Here is a 20,619-nt window from a genome sequence, read left to right as displayed (position 1 = left end):
ATAAGAGCAAGCTCTTAATCCATTCGCTCGACTTGCATGTATTAGGCACGCCGCCAGCGTTCATCCTGAGCCAGGATCAAACTCTCCAATAAAGTTAGTTTGTCTAGCATCATAAAATAAAAATTGACGTTTCACGTTGTTTGTTTCGTTCAGTTTTCAAAGAACTACTTGGTCGCTCATTTGCGACTCCCTTATGTTAACATCTTCGTTTTTCGATGTCAACTAAGTTTTTCAATTTCTTTTTTGTCGTTTTCTGCGTTTCCGCATCAGCGACGGTTATTAATATATCATGGTGAAAAATGAAATGCAACACCTTTTATAAACTTTTTTCAAATTAACTACATTTCTTTTTTCATATCATATACTTAAACGAAATATCCCTTTCATTTCTAAGAGATTCCTACATATATTCTATATAAAGTCACTCTACCCAAAAACATTTCTTTCTATAATAAATGTTTTATTCATATACCATATCATACAAGGAGGAATACATATGGACTATACCGATTTATTAATTAAACTAGGTCTCTCGGCTATTTTAGGATTCGCCATCGGTTTAGAGCGCGAATTAAAACGGAAACCCCTTGGTTTAAAAACATGCTTAGTTATTTCTATCATTAGTTGCCTCCTGACGATTGTTTCTATTAAAGCAGCTTACAATTTACCACATACTGATCATATGAATATGGATCCACTTCGACTTGCCGCTCAAATTGTATCAGGGATTGGTTTTTTAGGTGCTGGTGTTATTTTAAGAAGAGGAAACGATAGCATTGCAGGACTAACGACTGCCGCTATGATCTGGGGCGCATCTGGTATTGGTATTGCTGTTGGAGCTGGATTTTATATCGAAGCAATTTTCGGAATGTGTTTCCTTATGATTAGCGTTGAACTTATACCGTTAACAATGAAATTTGTAGGGCCTAGGTCATTTCGTCAACGTGATATCGCAGTAAAACTTGTTGTGCGAAATATGGACAATATCCCGGTTGTAATTGAAGAAATAAAAGAAATGGATATAAAAGTGAAGAATATGAAACTTAAAACGTTAGAAAATGGTTCTCACTATTTGCATCTTAAATTATGTATCGATCAAAAAAGACATACTGCTGATGTTTACTATGCTCTCCAGCATCTTGAAAGTGTTCAACAAACTGAAGTGGAAAGTATGTAACGTAAAACAAACTCTCTTTTCAATTAGAGAGTTTTTCTTTTTTCTATAATGGTAACAATGAATGTAGTCTTGCAAAGTAAGGAGGAATAGGCAATTGAAATCCCGTCCAAATTTAGTAGATACATTTCGTGATTCCATTATTTTTCGTTTAATTTGCTTTATTATTGTACTTACTGCTTTTTCCGGCTTTCTTATACATAGATTAGAACCATCCCACTTCACTACGTGGTTTGATGGAGTTTGGTGGTCAATCGTTACCATTTTCACTGTTGGCTACGGTGACTTTGCCCCTCATACACTAATGGGCAAACTTATCGGTATAGGTATTATTTTATTAGGAACCGGATTTTGTTCTTATTATATGGTGCTGTTCGCTACTGAAATGATTAGTAAACAATATATGAAGATTAAAGGAGAAGAAGCTGCAACTTCTAACGGTCATATGATTATCGTCGGCTGGAACGAACGGGCAAAGCACGTTGTAAAACAAATGCACGTATTACAGCCGAACCTTGATATCGTTTTAATTGATGAAACACTTTCTTTACTTCCAAAACCATTTCATCATTTAGAATTTATAAAGGGGTGCCCCCATCACGATCAAACGCTATTAAAAGCTAATATTACAACGGCTCACACTATATTAATAACAGCTGATAAAGAAAAAAACGAAAGCTTAGCGGATACACAGTCCATTTTAAATATTTTAACTGCAAAAGGGCTCAACCCAAACATTCACTGCATCGCTGAACTTCTCACTTCTGAACAAATACAAAATGCAACGAGAGCTGGCGTGTCAGAAATTATAGAAGGAAATAAATTAACGAGCTATGTATTTACCGCTTCTCTTTTATTCCCTTCCATTTCAGGTGTACTATTTTCACTTTACGACGAAATCTCTGATAATAAATTACAACTGATGGAGCTTCCCCCATCCTGCACTGGACAAAGTTTTGCAAATTGTAGCTATACTCTTTTAAAGCAAAACATTCTCTTACTAGGTATAAAGCGCGACGAACAATATATGATTAACCCAGTTCATTCTTTTGTTCTCATTGAAAGCGACATACTCATTGTTATTCACCATTAGTAAAATGACGCTCTAGTTCCTGCATGAGCACTTTCCCAATATTGATATATTTTCTTTTTACATCTCCATCTGGATCTTTCGGCTCAGCAAATTGATCCAATCCACTCGTGCCGGCTGTTAACGTATTTACATGATCATCTAGTTCGTCTTGATATACGTGCGAAAGAATATACGGCGTTTCAAGACGGACTATTACGCCTGGCACATCTAATTCACCATTCACTGCTGTAAAGGGCACTCGCAGAAATTGATAGCCATCTTCTTCATCAATTTTATAATCAAAGCATCCTTTATCATAATCCCAATTGCCACCAATGCTATATCCGAGTGGCTTCATGATTTCTTCTAACTTATATAACGCATATGTACGTCCTTCTAAATTTGATTGAATCGGAATCAAGTCCATCCCTCCTAGACTTTTTCCTTAGCATACCCACTCTAGTTTGAATATACTGATGGACTTTTCGATGAAATAATAAAAAGCGGCCGGATCCGGCCGCTTTTTATTATTTTAAACGCTCTTCTAATTCTGCTTTTAATTCTTCAAATCCTGGTTTGCCAAGTAAAGCAAACATGTTTTTCTTGTATGCTTCTACTCCTGGTTGGTCAAATGGATTTACGCCTAATAAGTAGCCGCTCATCGCACATGCTTTTTCGAAGAAGTATACAAGGTAACCAAATGTGTACTCATTTAATTCAGGAATATTTACGATTAAGTTTGGTACTCCGCCATCGCTATGTGCAAGTAATGTACCTTCGTATGCTTTCGTGTTTACGAAGTCTACAGTTTCACCAGCAAGGTAATTTAATCCATCTAAATCGTTTTCTTCTGATTCGATTGTTAGTTCATGTGTAGGTTTACCTACTTTTAGAACTGTTTCAAATAAGTCACGACGACCTTCTTGAACGTATTGACCTAATGAGTGTAAGTCAGTTGAGAAGTTTGCTGAAGATGGGAAAATACCTTTTTGATCTTTTCCTTCACTTTCACCAAATAACTGTTTCCACCACTCAGCGAAGTATTGAAGTGCTGGCTCATAGTTAACAAGCATTTCAATTGTTTTTCCTTTATTGTATAAAGCGTTACGAACTACTGCATATTGGTAAGCTGGGTTTTCTTCTAGTTCTGATGTTCCGAAGTCATCATGACCAGCAGCTGCACCTTTCATCATCTCTTCAATATTTAAGCCACTCACTGCGATTGGTAATAAACCAACTGGCGTTAATACAGAGAAACGTCCTCCAACATCATCTGGAATAACGAATGTTTCGTAACCTTCATTATCAGCTAATGTTTTTAATGCACCACGCGCTTTATCTGTCGTTGCATAAATACGTTTGCGAGCTTCTTCTTTTCCATATTTTTCTTCTAACAACTTACGGAAAATACGGAATGCTAGTGCAGGCTCTGTTGTTGTACCTGATTTGGAAATAACGTTAATAGAGAAGTCTTTACCTTCTAATACATCCATTAAATCTTTCATGTAAGTGGAGCTAATGTTTTGTCCAACAAATAGCACTTGTGGAGTTTTACGTTGTTCTTTAGAAAGTGTGTTGTAGAAAGAATGGTTTAACATTTCAATTGCTGCACGTGCTCCTAGGTAAGAACCACCGATACCTACAACAAGTAAAATGTCAGAGTCATTTTTAATTTTTTCTGCGCATTTTTGAATGCGAGCAAATTCTTCTTTGTCATATTGAAGCGGAAGGTCTACCCACCCAAGGAAATCGTTCCCAGCTCCAGTTTTTTCGTGGATTGCGTGATGTGTTACTTTCACTGCATCACGTAAATAAGTGATTTCATGTTCACCGATGAAGGATAACGCTTTAGAATAGTCGAACGTTACATGTGTACTCATCTTTTTCCCTCCAATTATGGATATGTATTTCTGTATTCACTTTAGCGAAACTGAAGTTGTAAATCAAGCGATTAGCCAATTGTAAACGTAACCAATATATATTTTTTAAAAAAAGTTCATTTTTTGCATAAAAATTCGCATTTTTCGGTATAGATGTATATACATCCTGTTTCAAACATTTTTTATGTATAAAAACAACATAACTACACCATTCTATAAAAGAGTTAATTAACTCATCGCTTGCTCATGCTTCACAATTAAGGGGGGCTTTTTCATGAGTACACTGCAACGTATCGCATTAGTCTTTACTGTAATTGGCGCTGTGAACTGGGGATTAATCGGGTTCTTCCAGTTTGACTTAGTGGCAGCCATTTTCGGTGGACAAAACTCAGCTCTTGCACGTATTATTTACGGCATCGTCGGTATTTCTGGGCTGATCAATCTTGGTTTACTCTTTAAACCATCAGAAAATCTTGGTACTCACCCAGAAACGAACGAAATTCGCTAGTCAGTATGTCCTTACTCACCTTCGACATACGAATATGATTGCATGCAATCATATTTGCAAATATATATCATAAGAAAAAGTAAAAGAGGAACGCTCATATGCGCTCCTCTTTTACTTTGTTAACTCGGACTCTTCAATCCATTCTGTTAGCTTTTCTCGCAGCGTATTAAATCCGTCCTTAGATGGATTCGGTATAAGAATCCGTCCTTGTTTTCTTTTCGCCGCTTTTAACGATAAACTCATTTTTCTGTGTTCTTCATCAATTGAAAGTACTTTTACTTCTACTGTATCGCCGACTTTTAAAAAGTCATGAATATCCTTTACATATCCATTTGTAATTTCAGATATATGCACAAGTCCTTGTGTTTCTGCATCTAACGCTACAAATGCACCGTAATCTTGAATCCCAGTCACTTTCCCTGTTACAACCACTCCTGTTGTATATTGTTCTGACATATGAAACACTCCCATACGTTTACCATTTTCTCTACAATTGTAGATAGCAAAGCAGATGATTTATTGTTAAATATCCGATTAGTTAATACGTACCCTAAGTAAAGCAACTCAAGATACGCATACCTTATATTAGTAAATTATACCACTATGACAGAGCTCATTCAAAATTCATGAAAAAATTTCCTTAAGTAAGTATAATTCTCCAATATTAGGATAGAATACTAACACATGGCTTTCTAGTATTCCCCCCCTTTTATGGACAAAACGTATTGTGTTTTGTCCTTTTTTTATTCTCTATAAACCGCTCCATTCTCTTCATTGCTTCCATAAGCTGTTCAAGCGATGTTGCATACGAACAACGAATAAACCCTTCGCCACTTTCGCCAAATACACTTCCAGGTACAACAGCCACTTTTTCTTCTAATAATAACTGTTCTGCAAATTCCGCTGAAGATAGTCCGGTTGAAGAAATGGAAGGAAAGACATAAAATGCTCCGCCTGGCACATGACACGTTAATCCCATGTCATTAAAAGATGTCGTCATAAAATTACGGCGTTTCTTATAACTATCTCTCATCCGAATTACTTCATCATTCCCCGCACGTAACGCTTCAAGTGCTGCGAACTGAGACATCGTCGGTGCACACATCATAGAATATTGATGAATTTTGAGCATTAATTCTGAAAAATGAACAGGAGCTGCAATCATACCAAGACGCCATCCTGTCATTGCAAATCCTTTTGAAAATCCTGAGATTAAAATCGTATGCTCGCGCATATTTTTAATACTCGCGAAACTTGTATATGCTTCGTCGTATACAAGTTCTGCATAAATTTCATCAGATAATACGATTAAATTGTACTTCTCAACAATCACTGCTATTTCTTCAAGCTCGGACTTGTTTAACATTGCACCTGTTGGGTTATTTGGTGAACAAAGTAAAATTGCCTTTGTCTTCGCTGTAATAGCTGCTTCAATTTGTTCTGGTTGTACTTTAAATTCATTTTCTAAAGTAGTCGCCACAGGAACTGGAACGCCTCCAGCTAATGTCACAAGTGGGGCATAAGAAACGAAACTTGGCTCAATAATAAGTACTTCGTCATCAGGATTTATAATGGCGCGCATCGCTACATCTAACGCCTGACTTGCTCCAACTGTAACAATGATTTCATCGTTTGGATCATAAGAAACTGCAAATTGTTTTTTTAGATACTTTGCTATTTCTTGACGGAGCTCCAATAATCCTGCATTTGCTGTATATGACGTATATCCTTGTTCTAAAGAACGAATACATGCTTGCCTCACGTTCCAAGGTGTAACAAAGTCAGGCTCCCCTACCCCAAGAGATATAACACCTTTCATATTAGCTGCTAAATCGAAAAACTTTCGAATACCAGATGGTTGTAACGATTCTGCCGCTCTAGATAGTTCAAATTGCTTCATGGTGTCACCACAATTCGCTTATCATCATCGTTTTTTTCATAAATAATTCCCTCATGTTTATACTTCTTCAAAATGAAATGTGTTGTCGTAGAAACGACAGATTCAATTGTTGCTAATTTCTCAGAAACAAACATCGCTACTTCTCCCATTGTCTTTCCTTCTAACGTAATAGAAAGATCGTATGTCCCTGACATTAAATACACAGACTTTACTTCTGAATAACGATAAATTTGTTCCGCAACCGCATCGAACCCAACGCCGTGCTTTGGCGTAACTTTCACATCAATCATTGCCGTTAAACCTGTATGTTCTTTCACCTTCGTCCAATCGATATGTGTTACATAATCCACAATAATCTTTTCCGCTTCTAATTTTTCAACCATTTTCTTTACTTCTTCTACTTCTATATTTAACAGCTTCGCTAATGTATCTACAGATAATCGACTACTTTTTTCAAGACAAGCTAATAATTCTAATTCCTTTTCTGTCACCATATAAATCATCCTTCCTTTTCGTTTGTGTCTAAATTATACAAATAGCCTTTCCAGTTTGAAAAGAAGATTTTTTTAGTGAATTATGTCAAAATAAAGTGAAACTTTAATCAGTGGAATACTTCACCACGCTGATTATTAGCCCGCACCAATCGGGCTTTTACGAGCAGTTGATCTCCCACCTCGCTTCTTTGTCTCAACCTTCTTTTTAGGTGGGAGTCTTACTGCTCGTTAAAGCGGGGTAAAGTGAAACTTTAATCAGCGGATAAATGCGTGATAAAGCGAAAGGGGATGGAACCGTGAAACCAAAAGTTTATATTGCTGAACCAGTTCCAACATTTGTAGAAAACTATTTATCAGAACACTGTGATTATGAAAAATGGGAGCAAAATGAGAAGGTACCTCGTGATGTTCTACTAGAGAAAATACAAGATAAAGATGGTTTATTAAATTTCGGATCTGCTATTAATGAAGAATTATTGGAGGCGGCTCCTAACTTAAAAGTAGTAAGCAACATTTCTGTCGGTTACGATAATTTTGATTTACAAGCGATGGAAAAGCGCAATGTCCTCGGAACAAATACACCTTACGTACTAGATGATACAGTAGCTGACCTCGTTTTTGCTCTTATGTTATCTGCTGGTCGTCGTGTTTGTGAACTCGACTCCTACGTAAAAAATGGTAAATGGAATGCGGAAATTGGAAAAGAGCACTTTGGGCTAGATGTACACCATAGTACAATCGGCATTATCGGTATGGGCCGAATTGGTGAAGCTGTTGCAAAACGAGCGAAATTCGGATTTGATATGGATGTTCTTTATTATAACCGTCGCCGAAAAGAAGAAGCTGAACAAAAATTCGATGCTACATATTGTGATTTACAGACGCTACTCAAACAGTCTGACTTTATCGTTCTTCTTACTCCATTAACAGATGAAACGTACCATCTTATCGGAGAAAAGGAATTTTCATTCATGAAAGAAACAGCTATCTTCATTAATGCTTCTCGCGGGAAAACAGTAGATGAAGAAGCGTTAATTCATGCGTTAACAGAAAAGAAAATCTTTGCAGCAGGCATCGATACTTTTACACAAGAGCCGATTCAAAAAGATAATCCGCTCTTATCATTACAAAATGTTGTGACCTTACCACATATCGGATCTGCAACATTAAAAACTAGGCAACAAATGGCTATGACCGCCGCTGAAAATTTAGTTGCAGCGTTACAAGGAAAAACACCACCTAATATTGTTCGCGGGTAATACTGAATATACGAAAGGCAAGATGACATCGTCATCTTGCCTTTTTTTGTTAACATATTTTTTTCTGCCTTGGAAATGATATGAACAAAAATCAATGGAGTGACAAAAAATGAATCACGAATCTACTTGTCCTTATTTCACTTTTTCCACTCGCGGCACTACTGTTCATTACGAATTGTATGAACATGACAATAAAACAGAACGTCCTACTTTCGTACTCGTTCACGGTTTTTTATCTTCCTCATTCAGCTACCGCCGTCTTATTCCTTTATTATCGAAAGAAGGAACAGTCATTGCTCTTGATTTACCACCGTTCGGAAAGAGTGATAAGTCTCATCTATTTAAGTATTCTTATCATAATTTAGCAACGATTATAATCGATTTAATTGAACACTTATCTCTCTCAAACATTGTGTTAGTTGGACATTCTATGGGCGGCCAAATTTCACTTTACGTAAACCGTATACGTCCTGAATTAATTTCAAAGACAATTTTACTATGTAGCTCGAGCTATTTAGCACGCGCAACTTTACCTTTACTGTACTCTTCTTATTTACCGTTCTTTCATTTATACGTAAAGAATTGGATTATACGGCGCGGCATTGTTCATAACTTAATGAATGTCGTTCATGATCATTCATTAATTGACGATGAAATGAAGGCAGGTTACTCTGCTCCTTTTTATGACAACCGTATATTCCCCGCTTTAACTCGTATGATACGAGATCGTGAAGGTGACTTATCTTCAACTGAATTACAAAAAATCGAAACACCTACTCTACTCATTTGGGGTGAAAAAGATCGGGTCGTCCCTGTACATGTAGGTCATCGTCTGCACAAAGATTTACCGAATTCGAAATTTATTTCTTATGAAAATACAGGGCATTTACTACCTGAAGAAAAACCGGAACATGTTTATGAAGAAATTATCGCTTTTTCTGCGCAATAATATCAAAAAGGCTGTCGGAAATTCCGACAGCCTACAATGAACAACTTCCGCCTTCTTTTATTACAAGTAATTCCACAGCTAACTTCTCACATTTTTCAAGCGCAGGTACTTCCTCAAAAGACATAAAGTATATATGTTGAATCTTCTTTGCGATGTATTTTGAATCATCAAACACACTTGCGACGTTCACAACATCGCTCGCTTCTGTTTCATAAAACTCCGGTCCCATTTGAAACGGATCCCAATTCTTCACAACCTCTATCATCTTTTCATATGTACCCATTCGCTTCCCGCCTTTTCACTTTTTAATACTTTTCTTTATCCTATCACATCAGCTATTCTATAAGAAGAGAGAGAACTTTCATAACTTAACGGTTTTACAGAAGAAGGGAGCAAACTTATGCAACTATTTCATAAAGCAGTCAATCGCCGTGGAACTCATAGTACAAAATGGGATACATATAAAAACGAAGAACTTATCCACGCGTGGATTGCTGATATGGATTTTGAAGTACCTCAACCAATTCAAACTGCTTTAAAGCAACGTATCGAGCATCCTATTTTCGGCTATACACTTCCTCCCGAAAATATTGGCGATATTATTTGTAACTGGACAAAAAAACAGTACAACTGGGATATTCAAAAAGAATGGATTGTCTTTAGCGCCGGAATCGTTCCAGCTCTTAGTGCGAGCATACAGGCCTTCACAAAGGAAAACGAATCCGTTCTCGTACAACCACCTATTTATCCCCCATTTTTCGAAATGGTCACAACAAACAATAGACAATTATGCGTAAGTCCATTACAGAAACACAATGATACATATGCGATAGATTTCGAACATTTAGAAAAGCAATTTCAACAAGGCGTCAAACTTATGCTTCTTTGCAGTCCTCACAACCCGATAGGGCGTGTTTGGACGAAAGAGGAATTAACAAAGCTTGGATCTTTATGTACAAAATATAATGTAATCGTTGTCGCAGATGAAATTCATTCCGATATTATTTATGCAAATCATACACATACACCGTTCGCTTCTTTATCTGAAGAACTAGCAGCGCGCACGATAACTTGTATGGCTCCAAGTAAAACATTTAATATCGCTGGATTACAAGCATCGATTATTATCATTCCAAATGAAAAACTCCGTCAAGCTTTTACATCTATCCAATATAGACAAGGCTTTCACGGATTAAATACATTTGCCTATACAGCGATGGTAAGTGCCTATACAGAATGTAACGATTGGCTAAATGAAATTCGATTATATATAGAAGATAACGCTAAGTTCGCTTGTGAATATATGAAAGATCACATACCTGCTCTTTCCGTAACGAAGCCAGAAGGTAGCTTTTTATTATGGATTGATTGCTCTCGCCTACAGCTTTCTCAAGATGAGCGCACTACATTGCTTGAGGAAAAAGGAAAAATTATCGTTGAACCTGGTGAAAAATACGGATTAGGCGGCGAAGAACATATTCGAATTAACATCGGCTGTCCAAGGTCTGTTTTAGAAGAAATTTTAAATAGGCTGCGCCATACATTTTCATAATAAGAAAGGAGGCTATTTGGGACAGCCTCCTTTGTCATATTTTGTCGGTAAGTCGATATATTTTAAAAATCGCCGATATATTTTAAGTTACAGTCGATATATCCCAATAATCGCCGATATATTTTCACTTACAGTCGATATATCCCAATAATCGCCGATATATTTTGAGTTACGGTCGATATATCCCAATAATCGCCGATATATTTTCACTTACACTACACATAAAAGCTACCGCGCACGGTAGCTTTTATTTTTTCTTCATATCCGACGCTTTTTTTACAATAACACCACAAGCAATTCGATCACCTGATTTACCTGTCGGTTGTGTCATACCATCATCAGCATTTTCTGTAATAATAATAGACGCTCCATCTTTTCTATGAATCGTCGTTTTCCCTTCTTCAAGCGTTATATGTGGCGCATCAATTTCTGCTTTAATTTTCCCGGAACCGTCTGCAATTACGTTCGGTAAATCACCGTTTTCTGCACCCTTCGGATTAAGGAGTCCATGCTTTTTATTATCAGGGTTAAAATGATTCCCAGATGATTCAAAACGCGGTGCTTTACACTCACCAATTTCATGTACATGTATGCCGTGTGGGCCAGGTGTGAACCCTTCCCCTTTAATCTTAATTTTTACTCCGCTTGTTTGCTGCACTACTTTCGCAGTCCCCACTTCATCACCTGAAGCATTATGTAATTTCACGTCAATTTCTTTCGGCTTTCCTTGGTCACAACCTGCCATCAGAAATAGTAAACAACAACTGAAAAAAAGCCGTTTTTTCATTTTATTCCCTCCAAAATACATTCTGCCCTTAGATTGTCCGAGCATAGAGAGAAACATACAAAAATGAGTTACTGTTTCTTTTCAGCTAACAGCTTTTCTTCAACTTTCTGTAATCGATCTGCTTCTCGTTTTGATACACGAATGAACATACGCCACGTGGCAACCGCACCAATGATGAATAGAACGCAAACAATCCCTGGAATAATATATTCTGTTTTATCTTCCGGAAAATATAATGGCATCATATAAATCACTCCTTATTATAGGATTCGCAAAACATCAGAATTTTCTGTTATATTAACTTAAATTATAGTGGAACCTATCCACATTCTCAAGGGGGCATTCCGAACGCGAATGATTTCTTTGACTCCTTCTCCTACTTTCCTTACTATAAACTTGAGGTGAAAAATATGAGAGAAACATTTGAAATTGGCGAAATCGTTACTGGTATTTATAAAACGGGAAAATACATTGGCGAAGTTACAAATAGCCGCCCTGGCAGTTACGTCGTAAAAGTATTAGCTGTTTTAAAACATCCGGTGCAAGGTGACTTACATAACGTAAAACAAGCTGACGTACCATTTTTCCACGAAAGACGTGCTTTAGCTTTTCGTGAACAGACGAACATTCCAGAGCAAATGGTAAAGAAGTATGAAGGAGAAATTCCAGATTATACAGATTCACTCAAATTAGCATTAGAAACTCAAATGAATTCATTTTCTGAAGATGATTCACCTTTTGCAGTTCGTAGTCTAGAAACATTAGAGCAATTAAAAAAAGACTACAAACTTTAAAAAAACAAAACGACCAAATTACATACTGTGCAATTTGGTCGTTACTGTGTACTCACTTTCTTTAACACTTTTGAAAAATCAACGAGTTCCCCTAATGTTGGAGGTGCTGGTTTCACTAAATACTCTTTATCTTTTTCTACTAACTTAAAAATATTATACGTCGTCATCGCATCATCTAGCGCACAATGATGCTTACCCGTCCCTACTTTTCCATACGCCTCAATTGCTTTCCACAGTCCTGTTTGATTTCTCTCACCAAAAAACTTCTTATACTCAAGTGATAAATCACGACACTGTCCTTGGAAAGGAAAATCTACTCCCGCTTTTTCACAATTATGCTTCAACACTTTCATATCCATATTTCCCCACGTAACAATGGTCGGTTTACATCTCTTTTCATATTCTGCAAGTTTTTCAACGAGTTCTGGAAACGAAATTCCTTTATCTACGACTTCTTGTTTAATCCCTAAAAATTTCTTACATCGATCGGTTAAAGATGGAAAAGTTTTCGGCCTAACATGAGCTGAATACGTATCTTCTACCTTACAGCCAACAACCGAAACGAGTCCTACCTCAATAATCTCCGGGAAAAATCCTTTTGGTTTTTTTCTGTGCTGGGGCATCGTAAACTCAAAATCCAAAAATAAAAATTGTTGTTCATTCATACGATCCCTTCCTTATCATCTTTGTCATTCCTTTCTATTTGACACTCCTACACGAACAAGCTCGAATGCTAATTCCATTTTAAATATTCAGATTGGATGTATCTTATATATATGTCAAATGCCCGCAAATATTTTTAAAAATAAGAAAAAGTAACCTTTGCAGAAAATATAACAAAATAAGCCCTTTCATTTACATCCGACATTTTTCTACTTTATAATGACGTTATGTGTGTTTCATCTAGTTAATTTTTGACACACTAAGAAAAGTGAATGAAAGGAGATGAGAGTTTTGCACGAAACAACGCAAGAGCTCGCAAACTGGCAGTATTATTTTGCTATCGCAGTCTTTTTAATTACATATGCTATTATTATTTCTGAAAAAATTAATCGCGCTGTCATCGCACTTCTTGGTGCAGCACTCATGGTAATTATGGGGGTTGTTGATTTACACAATGCCTTTACGAAACATATTGAATGGGGAACGATTACACTACTCATCGGTATGATGATTTTGGTGAACATTACGAGTAAATCGGGCGTCTTCCAATACGTTGCCATTAAAGCAGCAAAAGGAGCGCAAGGAAATCCAATTAAAATTTTAATTTCACTTTCCTTACTTACTGCACTTGGTTCCGCGTTTTTAGATAACGTTACAACTGTACTTCTTGTTGTTCCAGTTACTTTATCTATTACGCGCATACTGCAAGTAAATCCTGTCCCCTATTTACTTTCTGAAATTATTTTTTCAAACATCGGGGGAACAGCAACATTAATTGGTGATCCACCTAACATTATGATTGGTTCTGCCAATAAGCATTTAGATTTCAATGCTTTCTTACTAAACTTAGCGCCAATCGTAATTATTATCATTGGTGTGACAGCGACAATACTTTACTTCATGTACCGCAAACAATTAATCGCTGATCCTGTACAAGTTAAAAAATTAATGAGTTTAGATGAAAAGCAATATATTAAAGATCCAGTATTAATGAAAAAATCTTTAACAGTACTTGGACTTACAATTGTAGGTTTCATGACTCATTCCATTTTCCACGTTGATGCAGCTATCATCGCTTTAACTGGTGCTACTGTACTTATGTTAATCGGTGTGAAAGAACATGAAATTGAAGAAGTATTCGCAAGTGTAGAATGGGTAACAATCTTCTTCTTCGCAGGACTATTCGTACTCGTTGGAGGACTTATCGATATCGGTCTTATTAAAATGTTAGCTCAAAAAGTAATTGGCATAACAGGCGGAGATATTTCTTACGCATCTATCCTTATTTTATGGGTATCTGGTATCGCCTCTGCAACAATTGATAACATTCCATTCGTTGCAACAATGATTCCTCTCATTAACGATATGGCTGTCGGATTAGGTTTATCACCTGCTGACGCACAAATCGACGTATTATGGTGGGCATTAGCATTAGGTGCTTGTCTAGGCGGAAACGGAACATTAATCGGCGCTTCTGCTAACGTAATCGTTGCAGGTATCGCAAGCCGAGAAGGACATAAATTTAGCTACATGGACTTCTTAAAAGTCGGTTTCCCAATTATGATCGTTTCATTAATCATTTCTCATATTTATATTTATGTACGCTACCTTATGTAGCACAAAAAGCGCCCTGCTTTCAGGGCGCTTTTTCTATCTCAAATATTACATATGCTACTCGTTATACCTCACCGGCTCATTTCGAATAATGAACAAGTGAATCGGCAAGAACACCGAAAATGTGATGACATGAATAATTGTAAATAATATAGAGTTCGTTCCATATCTGTCTAAGATAGCGTAGATGAGATAAATGGACAACACAATCGATACAGCTGTTGCTAGTATACTTATAATTGGTACGAAATTAAAAATGAAACACGCGACATATATGCCGAATACTTTCCATCCTGCTTCTTCTTTCAAGAAATCTGGTAATTTATCTTTTGCTAAATCGCCCCACGTTTTACTATTTATAAAAGGAATAAAAGCAAGAACCCCATCCGTTGCACCATCATTTTTCGCCATCGTATACAGTGCAAAAGCCGTTAACAAATACGAAATAATTGCCCAAATTATGATAACAAGAATAAACGCAAAACTAAGAGCAAAGAAACCTGCTAGTACGCCTTGATCTTCCATCTTATCCTCTCCTCTCTACTTTCAACATATTTCGTTACATGGCAAGTTATGTTTTAAAATTCAACCAAACTCTCTGTATAATGAAATAAGCAAGATAATAAGAGAGGAGAATGTACTTATGCACCCATTTGTAAAAACATTACAAGAGCACTTCATAGCAAATCAAAACCCAGAAAAAGCAGAACCGATGGCACGTTATATGAAAAATCACTTCCCGTTTCTTGGTATTCAAACTCCCGAGAGAAGACAATTATTGAAAGACGTCATTCAAATACATACTCTCCCAGACCAAAAAGACTTCCAAGTTATCGTACGTGAGCTTTGGGATTTACCAGAACGAGAATTTCAGGCAGCCGCACTCGATATGATGCAAAAATATAAAAAGCATATAAACGAAACGCATATCCCCTTCTTAGAAGAACTCATTGTAACAAAATCTTGGTGGGACACTGTCGATAGCATCGTCCCTACATTTTTAGGTAATATCTTTTTACAACATCCCGAATTGATTTCTGCCTATATTCCAAAATGGATTGCATCAGATAACATATGGTTACAACGCGCCGCTATTTTATTCCAGCTAAAATATAAACAAAAGATGGATGAAGAACTTCTTTTTTGGGTTATTGGACAACTACATTCTTCGAAAGAATTTTTCATTCAAAAAGCGATTGGATGGGTACTTCGCGAATATGCAAAAACAAAGCCCGATGTCGTTTGGGAATACGTGCAAAATAACGAACTTGCCCCGCTCAGCAGGCGTGAAGCAATTAAGCACATTAAAGAAAATTACGGAATAAATAACGAAAAAATAGGCGAGACTCTATCATAGATAGACGCGTTCCTCTATTGAGATTTAAAAAAGAACGTGTTAGAATATGTTCATTATTATTAATATAAGTAGCGATGACGGACTTATAAGTACTTGCACAAAAAGCGATTCAGGGATAGTGAAAGCCTGAAGCCGCAAGGAAACGGCAGTCTCGAGCAATACGTGATAAAGTGGATGCACCTTTTGTGTATCAACTAGGGTGGAACCGCGGGCAAACGCTCGTCCCTAGGCAATAAGGCCTTGGGATGAGCGTTTTTTTATGTTTTTTAAAGCATATACTGCTCGTTTCACAAGTTACCTGAGCACGTCATCGCCAATACGTTAACTTTCAAAAGGAGGATTTTATTATGTATTCAATGGAACAAGTAGTAAACTTAGCGAAACATCGCGGTTTCGTTTTCCCTGGTTCTGAAATTTACGGTGGTCTTGCAAACACTTGGGATTACGGTCCACTTGGAATCGAATTAAAAAATAACGTTAAAAAAGCTTGGTGGAAAAAATTCATTCAAGAATCTCCATACAACGTTGGTTTAGACGCAGCTATTTTAATGAACCCAAAAACTTGGATCGCTTCTGGTCACGTTGGTAACTTCAACGATCCAATGATCGACTGTAAAAAATGTAAAGCGCGTCATCGTGCTGACAAATTAATTGAAGATGCATTAGATGCAAAAGGCATCGAAATGGTTGTTGATGGTCTTACTTTCGACCAAATGGCTAACTTAATGAAAGAACATGAAGTAAAATGTCCTGATTGCGGTAGTGAAGAATTCACTGAAATCCGTCAGTTCAACTTAATGTTCAAAACATTCCAAGGTGTTACAGAGTCTAGCACAAACGAAATCTTCCTTCGTCCAGAAACAGCACAAGGTATTTTCGTAAACTTCAAAAACGTACAACGCTCTATGCGTAAAAAACTTCCATTTGGTATTGGCCAAATCGGTAAGAGCTTCCGTAACGAAATCACGCCTGGTAACTTCACATTCCGTACACGTGAATTCGAACAAATGGAACTTGAATTCTTCTGTAAGCCTGGTGAAGATTTAGAGTGGTTCGCATTCTGGCGTGAAACTTGTAAGAACTGGTTACTTTCACTTGGTATGACTGAAGAAAGCATGCGTCTTCGTGACCACGGTGAAGAGGAATTATCTCACTACAGTAACGCGACAACTGACATTGAATTCAAATTCCCATTCGGTTGGGGCGAACTATGGGGCGTTGCATCTCGTACAGACTTCGATTTAAAACGTCACATGGAACACTCTAACGAAGACTTTAACTATATCGATCCACAAACGAATGAGCGTTACGTACCATACTGCATCGAGCCATCTTTAGGTGCTGACCGCGTAACATTAGCATTCTTATGTGATGCATATGAAGAAGAGCAATTAGAGAACGACTCTCGTACAGTTCTTCGTTTCCACCCTGCTTTAGCACCATATAAAGCAGCAATCTTACCATTATCTAAAAAGCTATCTGAAGGTGCTACTGAAGTATTCGCAGAACTAGCTAAAGACTTCATGGTAGACTTTGACGAGACTGGTTCTATCGGTAAACGTTACCGTCGTCAAGACGAAATCGGTACTCCATTCTGTATCACATACGACTTCGACTCTGTTGAAGACAAAGCTGTTACAGTACGTGACCGTGACACAATGGAACAAGTTCGTATGCCAATTAGCGAACTAAAAGGTTTCTTAGAGAAGAAAATCCAGTTCTAATTATAAGAAAAAGAGGCTGCTCTAATGAGCGCCTCTTTTTTTACTTTTCACGTTTTTCTTTAATTGCTACTGTACATCTTGAAATACATAATAAATCGTCATTCTCATCAATGATACGTACATCCCAAACCATCGTTGAGTTTCCTCTATGTATCGGTGTTCCGATCGCTGTTACAATTCCATCTTTCTTTGAGCGAATATGATTTGCATTAATTTCTAGACCGAAACAGATGCATTTTTCTTGATCAATTAAATTGTATGAACCGACACTTGCTACTGTTTCCGCCAACGCAACAGAAGCACCACCATGTAAAAATCCAAATGGCTGATGCGTACGCTCATCTACGGGCATCGTAGCAACCACCTTATCTTCTGTCATCTCTAACAACTCAATTCCAAGTGAATCCATTAAAGTTTTTGCCATATCGTTTCCCCCTTCTCTTACTTTAATAAAATGTATAATTTTACCTATTTATTTTCAAACTACTTATAACACTTATATAAGGAGGTTTCACCTAAATGAAACAGAAATTTTGTATATTACTGCTTATGTGCTCCTTGCTGACTATTGTACCAAATTGTGCACTAGTAGCCAAAGCATCCAACCTGACAATCGATGTTCAGACTGTCACACAAAAAGGTAAGAAACCTTATATAGAATATCAAATTAACAGACCTTCTTTTCATAACTTTTCCGATTCTAAATTTCAAAATAAGCTCAATTTCTATTACAAAAAATCTACTGACAAATTTAAAACCAAATTAGAAAAAGACGCAAAAAAATATTATAAAGAAACAGAAGGATCAAGTACACCATTTCATCCGTACGTGGCGAATGTTGATTATAAAGTCTCTTTAAATAAACCACCTTTTCTTAGCCTATATTTGAATTACTATCAATATACAGGCGGAGCACATGGTCTTTATACGTGGAAGGCAAACACATTCGATTTAAACGAAAAAAAGTTACTACACTTAGACGATTTATTTCAACAAAAAGATGCATACAAAGAAGTAATTCGTGCTGAGATTGTAAGACAAATTAAACAAAATGAAAGTATTTATTTTCCTGATGCATCTGAAAAAGTCATGAGCACGAAAAAGTTCCACTTCTTTTTAGAACCGGACAATCTCGTCATTTATTTCCCTTTATATGAAATTGCCCCTTATTCAAGTGGAATTCCGCAATTTCGTATTCCTTATACGTTGTTAAGAGACTATTTGAAGCCTTCTTATCAAAATATTTTAATTGACAACAAGTAAATCTTTTCGCTACGATAATGTTAACCTAAAAACAACAGGAGGTTAACATTATGAGAAGATTTCATGTTTTAGATTTAGCATTAGCTGCCATGTTCGTTGCTCTTATGGCCATTGGTGCAAATATTGTATCTTGGGCACCATTCTTACAAATAGCGGGCGTCCCACTATCTATGCAACCATTTTTCGCAATTTTAGCAGGGCTTCTTCTTGGAAGTAGACTTGGTGCATTATCAATGACCGTTTACATGCTTGTTGGAGTAGCAGGTGCGCCAATCTTCGCTAACTTCAAAGCTGGATTTGGAGCACTTTTAGATCCTACTGGTGGCTTTATTATTGCATTTATTATCGTTGCTTACGTATCAGGAAAACTAGTAGAACAAAAAGAACGACCGACATTCAGTACATTTGCAATTGCTTCGTTCACAGGAATCATTTTAACGTATATTATCGGTACTACTTACATGTACGGAGCAGTCAATCTCTTCATGGGTGGTAATATGAGCTATAAAGCGGCTTGGATGATTATGATGTGGTTCGCAGTAAAAGATATTGCATTTACCATTATCGGTGCTATTATCGCACCTCGTATATACTATGCTGTACGTCGTTCCGCTTATCAGCATTCTCATTCGACGATTTCATAAGAAAAAGGAGTTGTTCCTACTGGAACAACTCCTTTTTTATATTAAGACTCTTGATTCGCTTGTTCTTCTAAAATTTTCTTCATCATCGTAACCATGTCATCACGTAATTCTGGGTGTTGCAGTGCCATTTCGATTGTTGTTTGAACAAATCCTAACTTTTCACCTACGTCGTAGCGCTTTCCTTCGAAGTCGTAAGCGAATACACGTTGAATTTCGTTTAAGCTTTGAATCGCATCTGTTAACTGAATTTCGCCACCAGCACCAATATGTTGCTGGTCTAAGAACATGAAGATTTCAGGTGTTAAAACGTAACGTCCCATAATTGCTAAGTTTGAAGGTGCTGTACCTGCTGCTGGTTTCTCAACGAAATTGCGAACTTGGTAACGACGTCCTTCCTGCTCTAACGGATCGATAATTCCGTAACGGTGTGTTTCATCTTCTGGAACCGTTTGTACACCAATAACAGAAGAAAGCGTTTTATCATATTCTTCAATTAATTGACGTAAACATGGTTTTTCAGCTTGAACGATATCATCACCTAATAAAACAGCGAATGGCTCATCACCAATGAATTTACGCGCACACCAAACAGCATGACCTAATCCTTTTGGTTCTTTTTGACGAATATAGTGAATATCCACCATTTTTGAAGAAGCCTGTACTTTTTCAAGTAACTCATACTTTTTCTTTTCTAATAAGTTTTGCTCTAACTCAAATGCATTATCAAAATGATCTTCAATAGAACGCTTCGTTTTACCAGTAACGATAATAATATCTTCGATTCCTGATTTTACTGCTTCTTCTACAATGTATTGGATAGTTGGTTTATCAACAATCGGTAACATTTCTTTCGGCATCGCTTTCGTTGCTGGTAAAAAACGTGTTCCTAATCCAGCTGCTGGGATTATCGCTTTTCTTACTTTTTTCATCACAAAATACCCTCTCTCCTGTCGGAATTCATAGCAATCATTTCCTACATAAAACA

General features: G+C 36.9%; 24 protein-coding genes and 1 rRNA gene. 12 read left to right on the top strand and 13 right to left on the bottom strand.

Annotated features, from left to right (window positions below; translation table 11 throughout):
- Positions 1 to 92: ribosomal RNA gene (locus ACTFRN_RS23755) — 16S ribosomal RNA — on the bottom strand; the annotation flags it as partial.
- 404 nt (positions 93 to 496) lie between these two features.
- On the opposite strand from ACTFRN_RS23755, the gene ACTFRN_RS23750 reads away from it, so the two are divergent.
- Both ACTFRN_RS23750 and ACTFRN_RS23745 read left to right on the top strand, forming a co-directional pair.
- The gene (locus tag ACTFRN_RS23750; RefSeq protein WP_000386681.1) at positions 497 to 1,177 is read left to right on the top strand and encodes an MgtC/SapB family protein; all 681 of its coding nucleotides are present in this window, start codon (positions 497 to 499) and stop codon (positions 1,175 to 1,177) included.
- 94 nt (positions 1,178 to 1,271) lie between these two features.
- Entirely contained in the window at positions 1,272 to 2,267 is a 996-nt protein-coding gene (locus tag ACTFRN_RS23745; protein WP_014893447.1) for a potassium channel family protein, read from the top strand.
- Here ACTFRN_RS23745 and ACTFRN_RS23740 read toward each other — a convergent pair.
- Together ACTFRN_RS23740 and ACTFRN_RS23735 are read right to left on the bottom strand one after the other, a co-directional pair.
- Positions 2,254 to 2,667 carry a YugN-like family protein gene (locus tag ACTFRN_RS23740; protein WP_000612336.1) on the bottom strand — a complete coding sequence of 138 codons (414 nt, stop codon included), beginning with the start codon at positions 2,665 to 2,667 and terminating at the stop codon, positions 2,254 to 2,256. The genes ACTFRN_RS23745 and ACTFRN_RS23740 overlap by 14 nt on opposite strands.
- 106 nt (positions 2,668 to 2,773) lie before the next feature.
- Positions 2,774 to 4,126: a glucose-6-phosphate isomerase gene (locus ACTFRN_RS23735; protein ID WP_000103652.1), complete on the bottom strand. Its 1,353-nt coding sequence runs from the start codon at positions 4,124 to 4,126 to the stop codon at positions 2,774 to 2,776.
- Positions 4,127 to 4,400: 274 nt separating this feature from the next.
- Here ACTFRN_RS23735 and ACTFRN_RS23730 point away from each other — a divergent pair, with 274 nt between their 5' ends.
- Positions 4,401 to 4,634 (top strand): DUF378 domain-containing protein, encoded by a 234-nt coding sequence (locus ACTFRN_RS23730; protein WP_000105788.1) that lies wholly within the window; start codon positions 4,401 to 4,403, stop codon positions 4,632 to 4,634.
- 111 nt (positions 4,635 to 4,745) lie between these two features.
- Here the strand turns inward: ACTFRN_RS23730 and yugI are convergent, their stop codons facing one another.
- The 3 genes from yugI to ACTFRN_RS23715 form a co-directional block, all read right to left on the bottom strand.
- On the bottom strand, positions 4,746 to 5,090 hold the full coding sequence (yugI, locus tag ACTFRN_RS23725; protein WP_000003767.1) for a S1 domain-containing post-transcriptional regulator GSP13: 345 nt from the start codon (positions 5,088 to 5,090) through the stop codon (positions 4,746 to 4,748).
- Positions 5,091 to 5,343: 253 nt separating this feature from the next.
- Positions 5,344 to 6,534, bottom strand: a complete 1,191-nt coding sequence (locus ACTFRN_RS23720; RefSeq protein WP_016718788.1) for an aminotransferase — start codon at positions 6,532 to 6,534, stop codon at positions 5,344 to 5,346.
- Entirely contained in the window at positions 6,531 to 7,028 is a 498-nt protein-coding gene (locus tag ACTFRN_RS23715) for an Lrp/AsnC family transcriptional regulator (RefSeq protein WP_000255699.1), read from the bottom strand. Before ACTFRN_RS23715 ends, ACTFRN_RS23720 begins: the two co-directional genes overlap by 4 nt.
- Before the next feature lie 266 nt (positions 7,029 to 7,294).
- Between ACTFRN_RS23715 and ACTFRN_RS23710 the strand changes: the two genes are divergently transcribed.
- Both ACTFRN_RS23710 and ACTFRN_RS23705 read left to right on the top strand, forming a co-directional pair.
- Positions 7,295 to 8,287, top strand: coding sequence for a 2-hydroxyacid dehydrogenase (locus tag ACTFRN_RS23710; protein WP_014893446.1), 993 nt, complete (start codon positions 7,295 to 7,297; stop codon positions 8,285 to 8,287).
- A gap of 109 nt (positions 8,288 to 8,396) precedes the next feature.
- Positions 8,397 to 9,236, top strand: coding sequence for an alpha/beta fold hydrolase (locus tag ACTFRN_RS23705; RefSeq protein ID WP_049111697.1), 840 nt, complete (start codon positions 8,397 to 8,399; stop codon positions 9,234 to 9,236).
- Between the two features lie 31 nt (positions 9,237 to 9,267).
- Here the strand turns inward: ACTFRN_RS23705 and ACTFRN_RS23700 are convergent, their stop codons facing one another.
- Complete coding sequence (locus tag ACTFRN_RS23700) at positions 9,268 to 9,519, bottom strand: YugE family protein (RefSeq protein WP_000537636.1); 252 nt, start codon at positions 9,517 to 9,519, stop codon at positions 9,268 to 9,270.
- A gap of 117 nt (positions 9,520 to 9,636) precedes the next feature.
- Here ACTFRN_RS23700 and ACTFRN_RS23695 point away from each other — a divergent pair, with 117 nt between their 5' ends.
- Positions 9,637 to 10,788, top strand: a complete 1,152-nt coding sequence (locus tag ACTFRN_RS23695; protein ID WP_049111695.1) for a MalY/PatB family protein — start codon at positions 9,637 to 9,639, stop codon at positions 10,786 to 10,788.
- Between the two features lie 247 nt (positions 10,789 to 11,035).
- On the opposite strand, the gene sodC is transcribed toward ACTFRN_RS23695, so the two are convergent.
- Together sodC and ACTFRN_RS23685 are read right to left on the bottom strand one after the other, a co-directional pair.
- Entirely contained in the window at positions 11,036 to 11,575 is a 540-nt protein-coding gene (gene sodC, locus ACTFRN_RS23690; protein ID WP_000746511.1) for a superoxide dismutase [Cu-Zn], read from the bottom strand.
- A 68-nt stretch (positions 11,576 to 11,643) separates the two neighbouring features.
- The gene (locus ACTFRN_RS23685; protein WP_000982762.1) at positions 11,644 to 11,820 is read right to left on the bottom strand and encodes a hypothetical protein; all 177 of its coding nucleotides are present in this window, start codon (positions 11,818 to 11,820) and stop codon (positions 11,644 to 11,646) included.
- A 165-nt stretch (positions 11,821 to 11,985) separates the two neighbouring features.
- Here ACTFRN_RS23685 and ACTFRN_RS23680 point away from each other — a divergent pair, with 165 nt between their 5' ends.
- The gene (locus ACTFRN_RS23680; RefSeq protein ID WP_001209341.1) at positions 11,986 to 12,369 is read left to right on the top strand and encodes a kinase-associated lipoprotein B; all 384 of its coding nucleotides are present in this window, start codon (positions 11,986 to 11,988) and stop codon (positions 12,367 to 12,369) included.
- A 41-nt stretch (positions 12,370 to 12,410) separates the two neighbouring features.
- Here the strand turns inward: ACTFRN_RS23680 and kapD are convergent, their stop codons facing one another.
- Positions 12,411 to 13,034, bottom strand: coding sequence for a 3'-5' exonuclease KapD (kapD, locus tag ACTFRN_RS23675; protein ID WP_001005369.1), 624 nt, complete (start codon positions 13,032 to 13,034; stop codon positions 12,411 to 12,413).
- Between the two features lie 289 nt (positions 13,035 to 13,323).
- On the opposite strand from kapD, the gene ACTFRN_RS23670 reads away from it, so the two are divergent.
- Positions 13,324 to 14,649: an ArsB/NhaD family transporter gene (locus ACTFRN_RS23670; protein WP_000545225.1), complete on the top strand. Its 1,326-nt coding sequence runs from the start codon at positions 13,324 to 13,326 to the stop codon at positions 14,647 to 14,649.
- A gap of 54 nt (positions 14,650 to 14,703) precedes the next feature.
- Here ACTFRN_RS23670 and ACTFRN_RS23665 read toward each other — a convergent pair whose 3' ends face one another.
- Positions 14,704 to 15,171, bottom strand: a complete 468-nt coding sequence (locus ACTFRN_RS23665) for a hypothetical protein (protein WP_000390059.1) — start codon at positions 15,169 to 15,171, stop codon at positions 14,704 to 14,706.
- 118 nt (positions 15,172 to 15,289) lie between these two features.
- On the opposite strand from ACTFRN_RS23665, the gene ACTFRN_RS23660 reads away from it, so the two are divergent.
- The gene (locus ACTFRN_RS23660) at positions 15,290 to 16,003 is read left to right on the top strand and encodes a DNA alkylation repair protein (protein ID WP_014893445.1); all 714 of its coding nucleotides are present in this window, start codon (positions 15,290 to 15,292) and stop codon (positions 16,001 to 16,003) included.
- 347 nt (positions 16,004 to 16,350) lie between these two features.
- Entirely contained in the window at positions 16,351 to 17,727 is a 1,377-nt protein-coding gene (locus ACTFRN_RS23655; protein WP_049111694.1) for a glycine--tRNA ligase, read from the top strand.
- Between the two features lie 40 nt (positions 17,728 to 17,767).
- Here ACTFRN_RS23655 and ACTFRN_RS23650 read toward each other — a convergent pair whose 3' ends face one another.
- Positions 17,768 to 18,151, bottom strand: a complete 384-nt coding sequence (locus ACTFRN_RS23650) for a hotdog fold thioesterase (protein ID WP_001140611.1) — start codon at positions 18,149 to 18,151, stop codon at positions 17,768 to 17,770.
- A gap of 95 nt (positions 18,152 to 18,246) precedes the next feature.
- Here ACTFRN_RS23650 and ACTFRN_RS23645 point away from each other — a divergent pair, with 95 nt between their 5' ends.
- Together ACTFRN_RS23645 and ACTFRN_RS23640 are read left to right on the top strand one after the other, a co-directional pair.
- Positions 18,247 to 18,990 carry a DUF3298 and DUF4163 domain-containing protein gene (locus ACTFRN_RS23645; protein ID WP_014893444.1) on the top strand — a complete coding sequence of 248 codons (744 nt, stop codon included), beginning with the start codon at positions 18,247 to 18,249 and terminating at the stop codon, positions 18,988 to 18,990.
- Positions 18,991 to 19,040: 50 nt separating this feature from the next.
- Positions 19,041 to 19,634, top strand: a complete 594-nt coding sequence (locus ACTFRN_RS23640) for a biotin transporter BioY (RefSeq protein ID WP_016718792.1) — start codon at positions 19,041 to 19,043, stop codon at positions 19,632 to 19,634.
- A 41-nt stretch (positions 19,635 to 19,675) separates the two neighbouring features.
- Here the strand turns inward: ACTFRN_RS23640 and galU are convergent, their stop codons facing one another.
- A complete protein-coding gene (gene galU / locus ACTFRN_RS23635) occupies positions 19,676 to 20,563 on the bottom strand; it encodes a UTP--glucose-1-phosphate uridylyltransferase GalU (protein ID WP_049111699.1) in 888 nt (295 codons plus the stop codon).
- Positions 20,564 to 20,619 lie beyond the last annotated feature (56 nt).

The organism is Bacillus cereus group sp. MYBK245-2, from assembly GCF_051916145.1.
Taxonomy (GTDB): Bacteria; Bacillota; Bacilli; order Bacillales; family Bacillaceae_G; genus Bacillus_A; species Bacillus_A pacificus.
Note: the sequence above shows the minus strand (reverse complement) of the source record. Positions and strands in the feature narration are given on the sequence as shown.

Excerpts from the sequence above, each read along its gene's own strand:
- ACTFRN_RS23750 (WP_000386681.1), top strand. The coding sequence starts at position 497 with ATGGACTATACCGATTTATTAATTAAACTAGGTCTCTCGGCTATTTTA.
- ACTFRN_RS23735 (WP_000103652.1), bottom strand. The coding sequence starts at position 4,126 with ATGAGTACACATGTAACGTTCGACTATTCTAAAGCGTTATCCTTCATC.
- ACTFRN_RS23730 (WP_000105788.1), top strand. The coding sequence starts at position 4,401 with ATGAGTACACTGCAACGTATCGCATTAGTCTTTACTGTAATTGGCGCT.
- yugI (WP_000003767.1), bottom strand. The coding sequence starts at position 5,090 with ATGTCAGAACAATATACAACAGGAGTGGTTGTAACAGGGAAAGTGACT.
- ACTFRN_RS23720 (WP_016718788.1), bottom strand. The coding sequence starts at position 6,534 with ATGAAGCAATTTGAACTATCTAGAGCGGCAGAATCGTTACAACCATCT.
- ACTFRN_RS23715 (WP_000255699.1), bottom strand. The coding sequence starts at position 7,028 with ATGGTGACAGAAAAGGAATTAGAATTATTAGCTTGTCTTGAAAAAAGT.
- ACTFRN_RS23710 (WP_014893446.1), top strand. The coding sequence starts at position 7,295 with ATGCGTGATAAAGCGAAAGGGGATGGAACCGTGAAACCAAAAGTTTAT.
- ACTFRN_RS23705 (WP_049111697.1), top strand. The coding sequence starts at position 8,397 with ATGAATCACGAATCTACTTGTCCTTATTTCACTTTTTCCACTCGCGGC.
- ACTFRN_RS23700 (WP_000537636.1), bottom strand. The coding sequence starts at position 9,519 with ATGGGTACATATGAAAAGATGATAGAGGTTGTGAAGAATTGGGATCCG.
- ACTFRN_RS23695 (WP_049111695.1), top strand. The coding sequence starts at position 9,637 with ATGCAACTATTTCATAAAGCAGTCAATCGCCGTGGAACTCATAGTACA.
- sodC (WP_000746511.1), bottom strand. The coding sequence starts at position 11,575 with ATGAAAAAACGGCTTTTTTTCAGTTGTTGTTTACTATTTCTGATGGCA.
- ACTFRN_RS23685 (WP_000982762.1), bottom strand. The coding sequence starts at position 11,820 with ATGATGCCATTATATTTTCCGGAAGATAAAACAGAATATATTATTCCA.
- ACTFRN_RS23680 (WP_001209341.1), top strand. The coding sequence starts at position 11,986 with ATGAGAGAAACATTTGAAATTGGCGAAATCGTTACTGGTATTTATAAA.
- kapD (WP_001005369.1), bottom strand. The coding sequence starts at position 13,034 with ATGAATGAACAACAATTTTTATTTTTGGATTTTGAGTTTACGATGCCC.
- ACTFRN_RS23665 (WP_000390059.1), bottom strand. The coding sequence starts at position 15,171 with ATGGAAGATCAAGGCGTACTAGCAGGTTTCTTTGCTCTTAGTTTTGCG.
- ACTFRN_RS23660 (WP_014893445.1), top strand. The coding sequence starts at position 15,290 with ATGCACCCATTTGTAAAAACATTACAAGAGCACTTCATAGCAAATCAA.
- ACTFRN_RS23655 (WP_049111694.1), top strand. The coding sequence starts at position 16,351 with ATGTATTCAATGGAACAAGTAGTAAACTTAGCGAAACATCGCGGTTTC.
- ACTFRN_RS23650 (WP_001140611.1), bottom strand. The coding sequence starts at position 18,151 with ATGGCAAAAACTTTAATGGATTCACTTGGAATTGAGTTGTTAGAGATG.
- ACTFRN_RS23645 (WP_014893444.1), top strand. The coding sequence starts at position 18,247 with ATGAAACAGAAATTTTGTATATTACTGCTTATGTGCTCCTTGCTGACT.
- ACTFRN_RS23640 (WP_016718792.1), top strand. The coding sequence starts at position 19,041 with ATGAGAAGATTTCATGTTTTAGATTTAGCATTAGCTGCCATGTTCGTT.
- galU (WP_049111699.1), bottom strand. The coding sequence starts at position 20,563 with ATGAAAAAAGTAAGAAAAGCGATAATCCCAGCAGCTGGATTAGGAACA.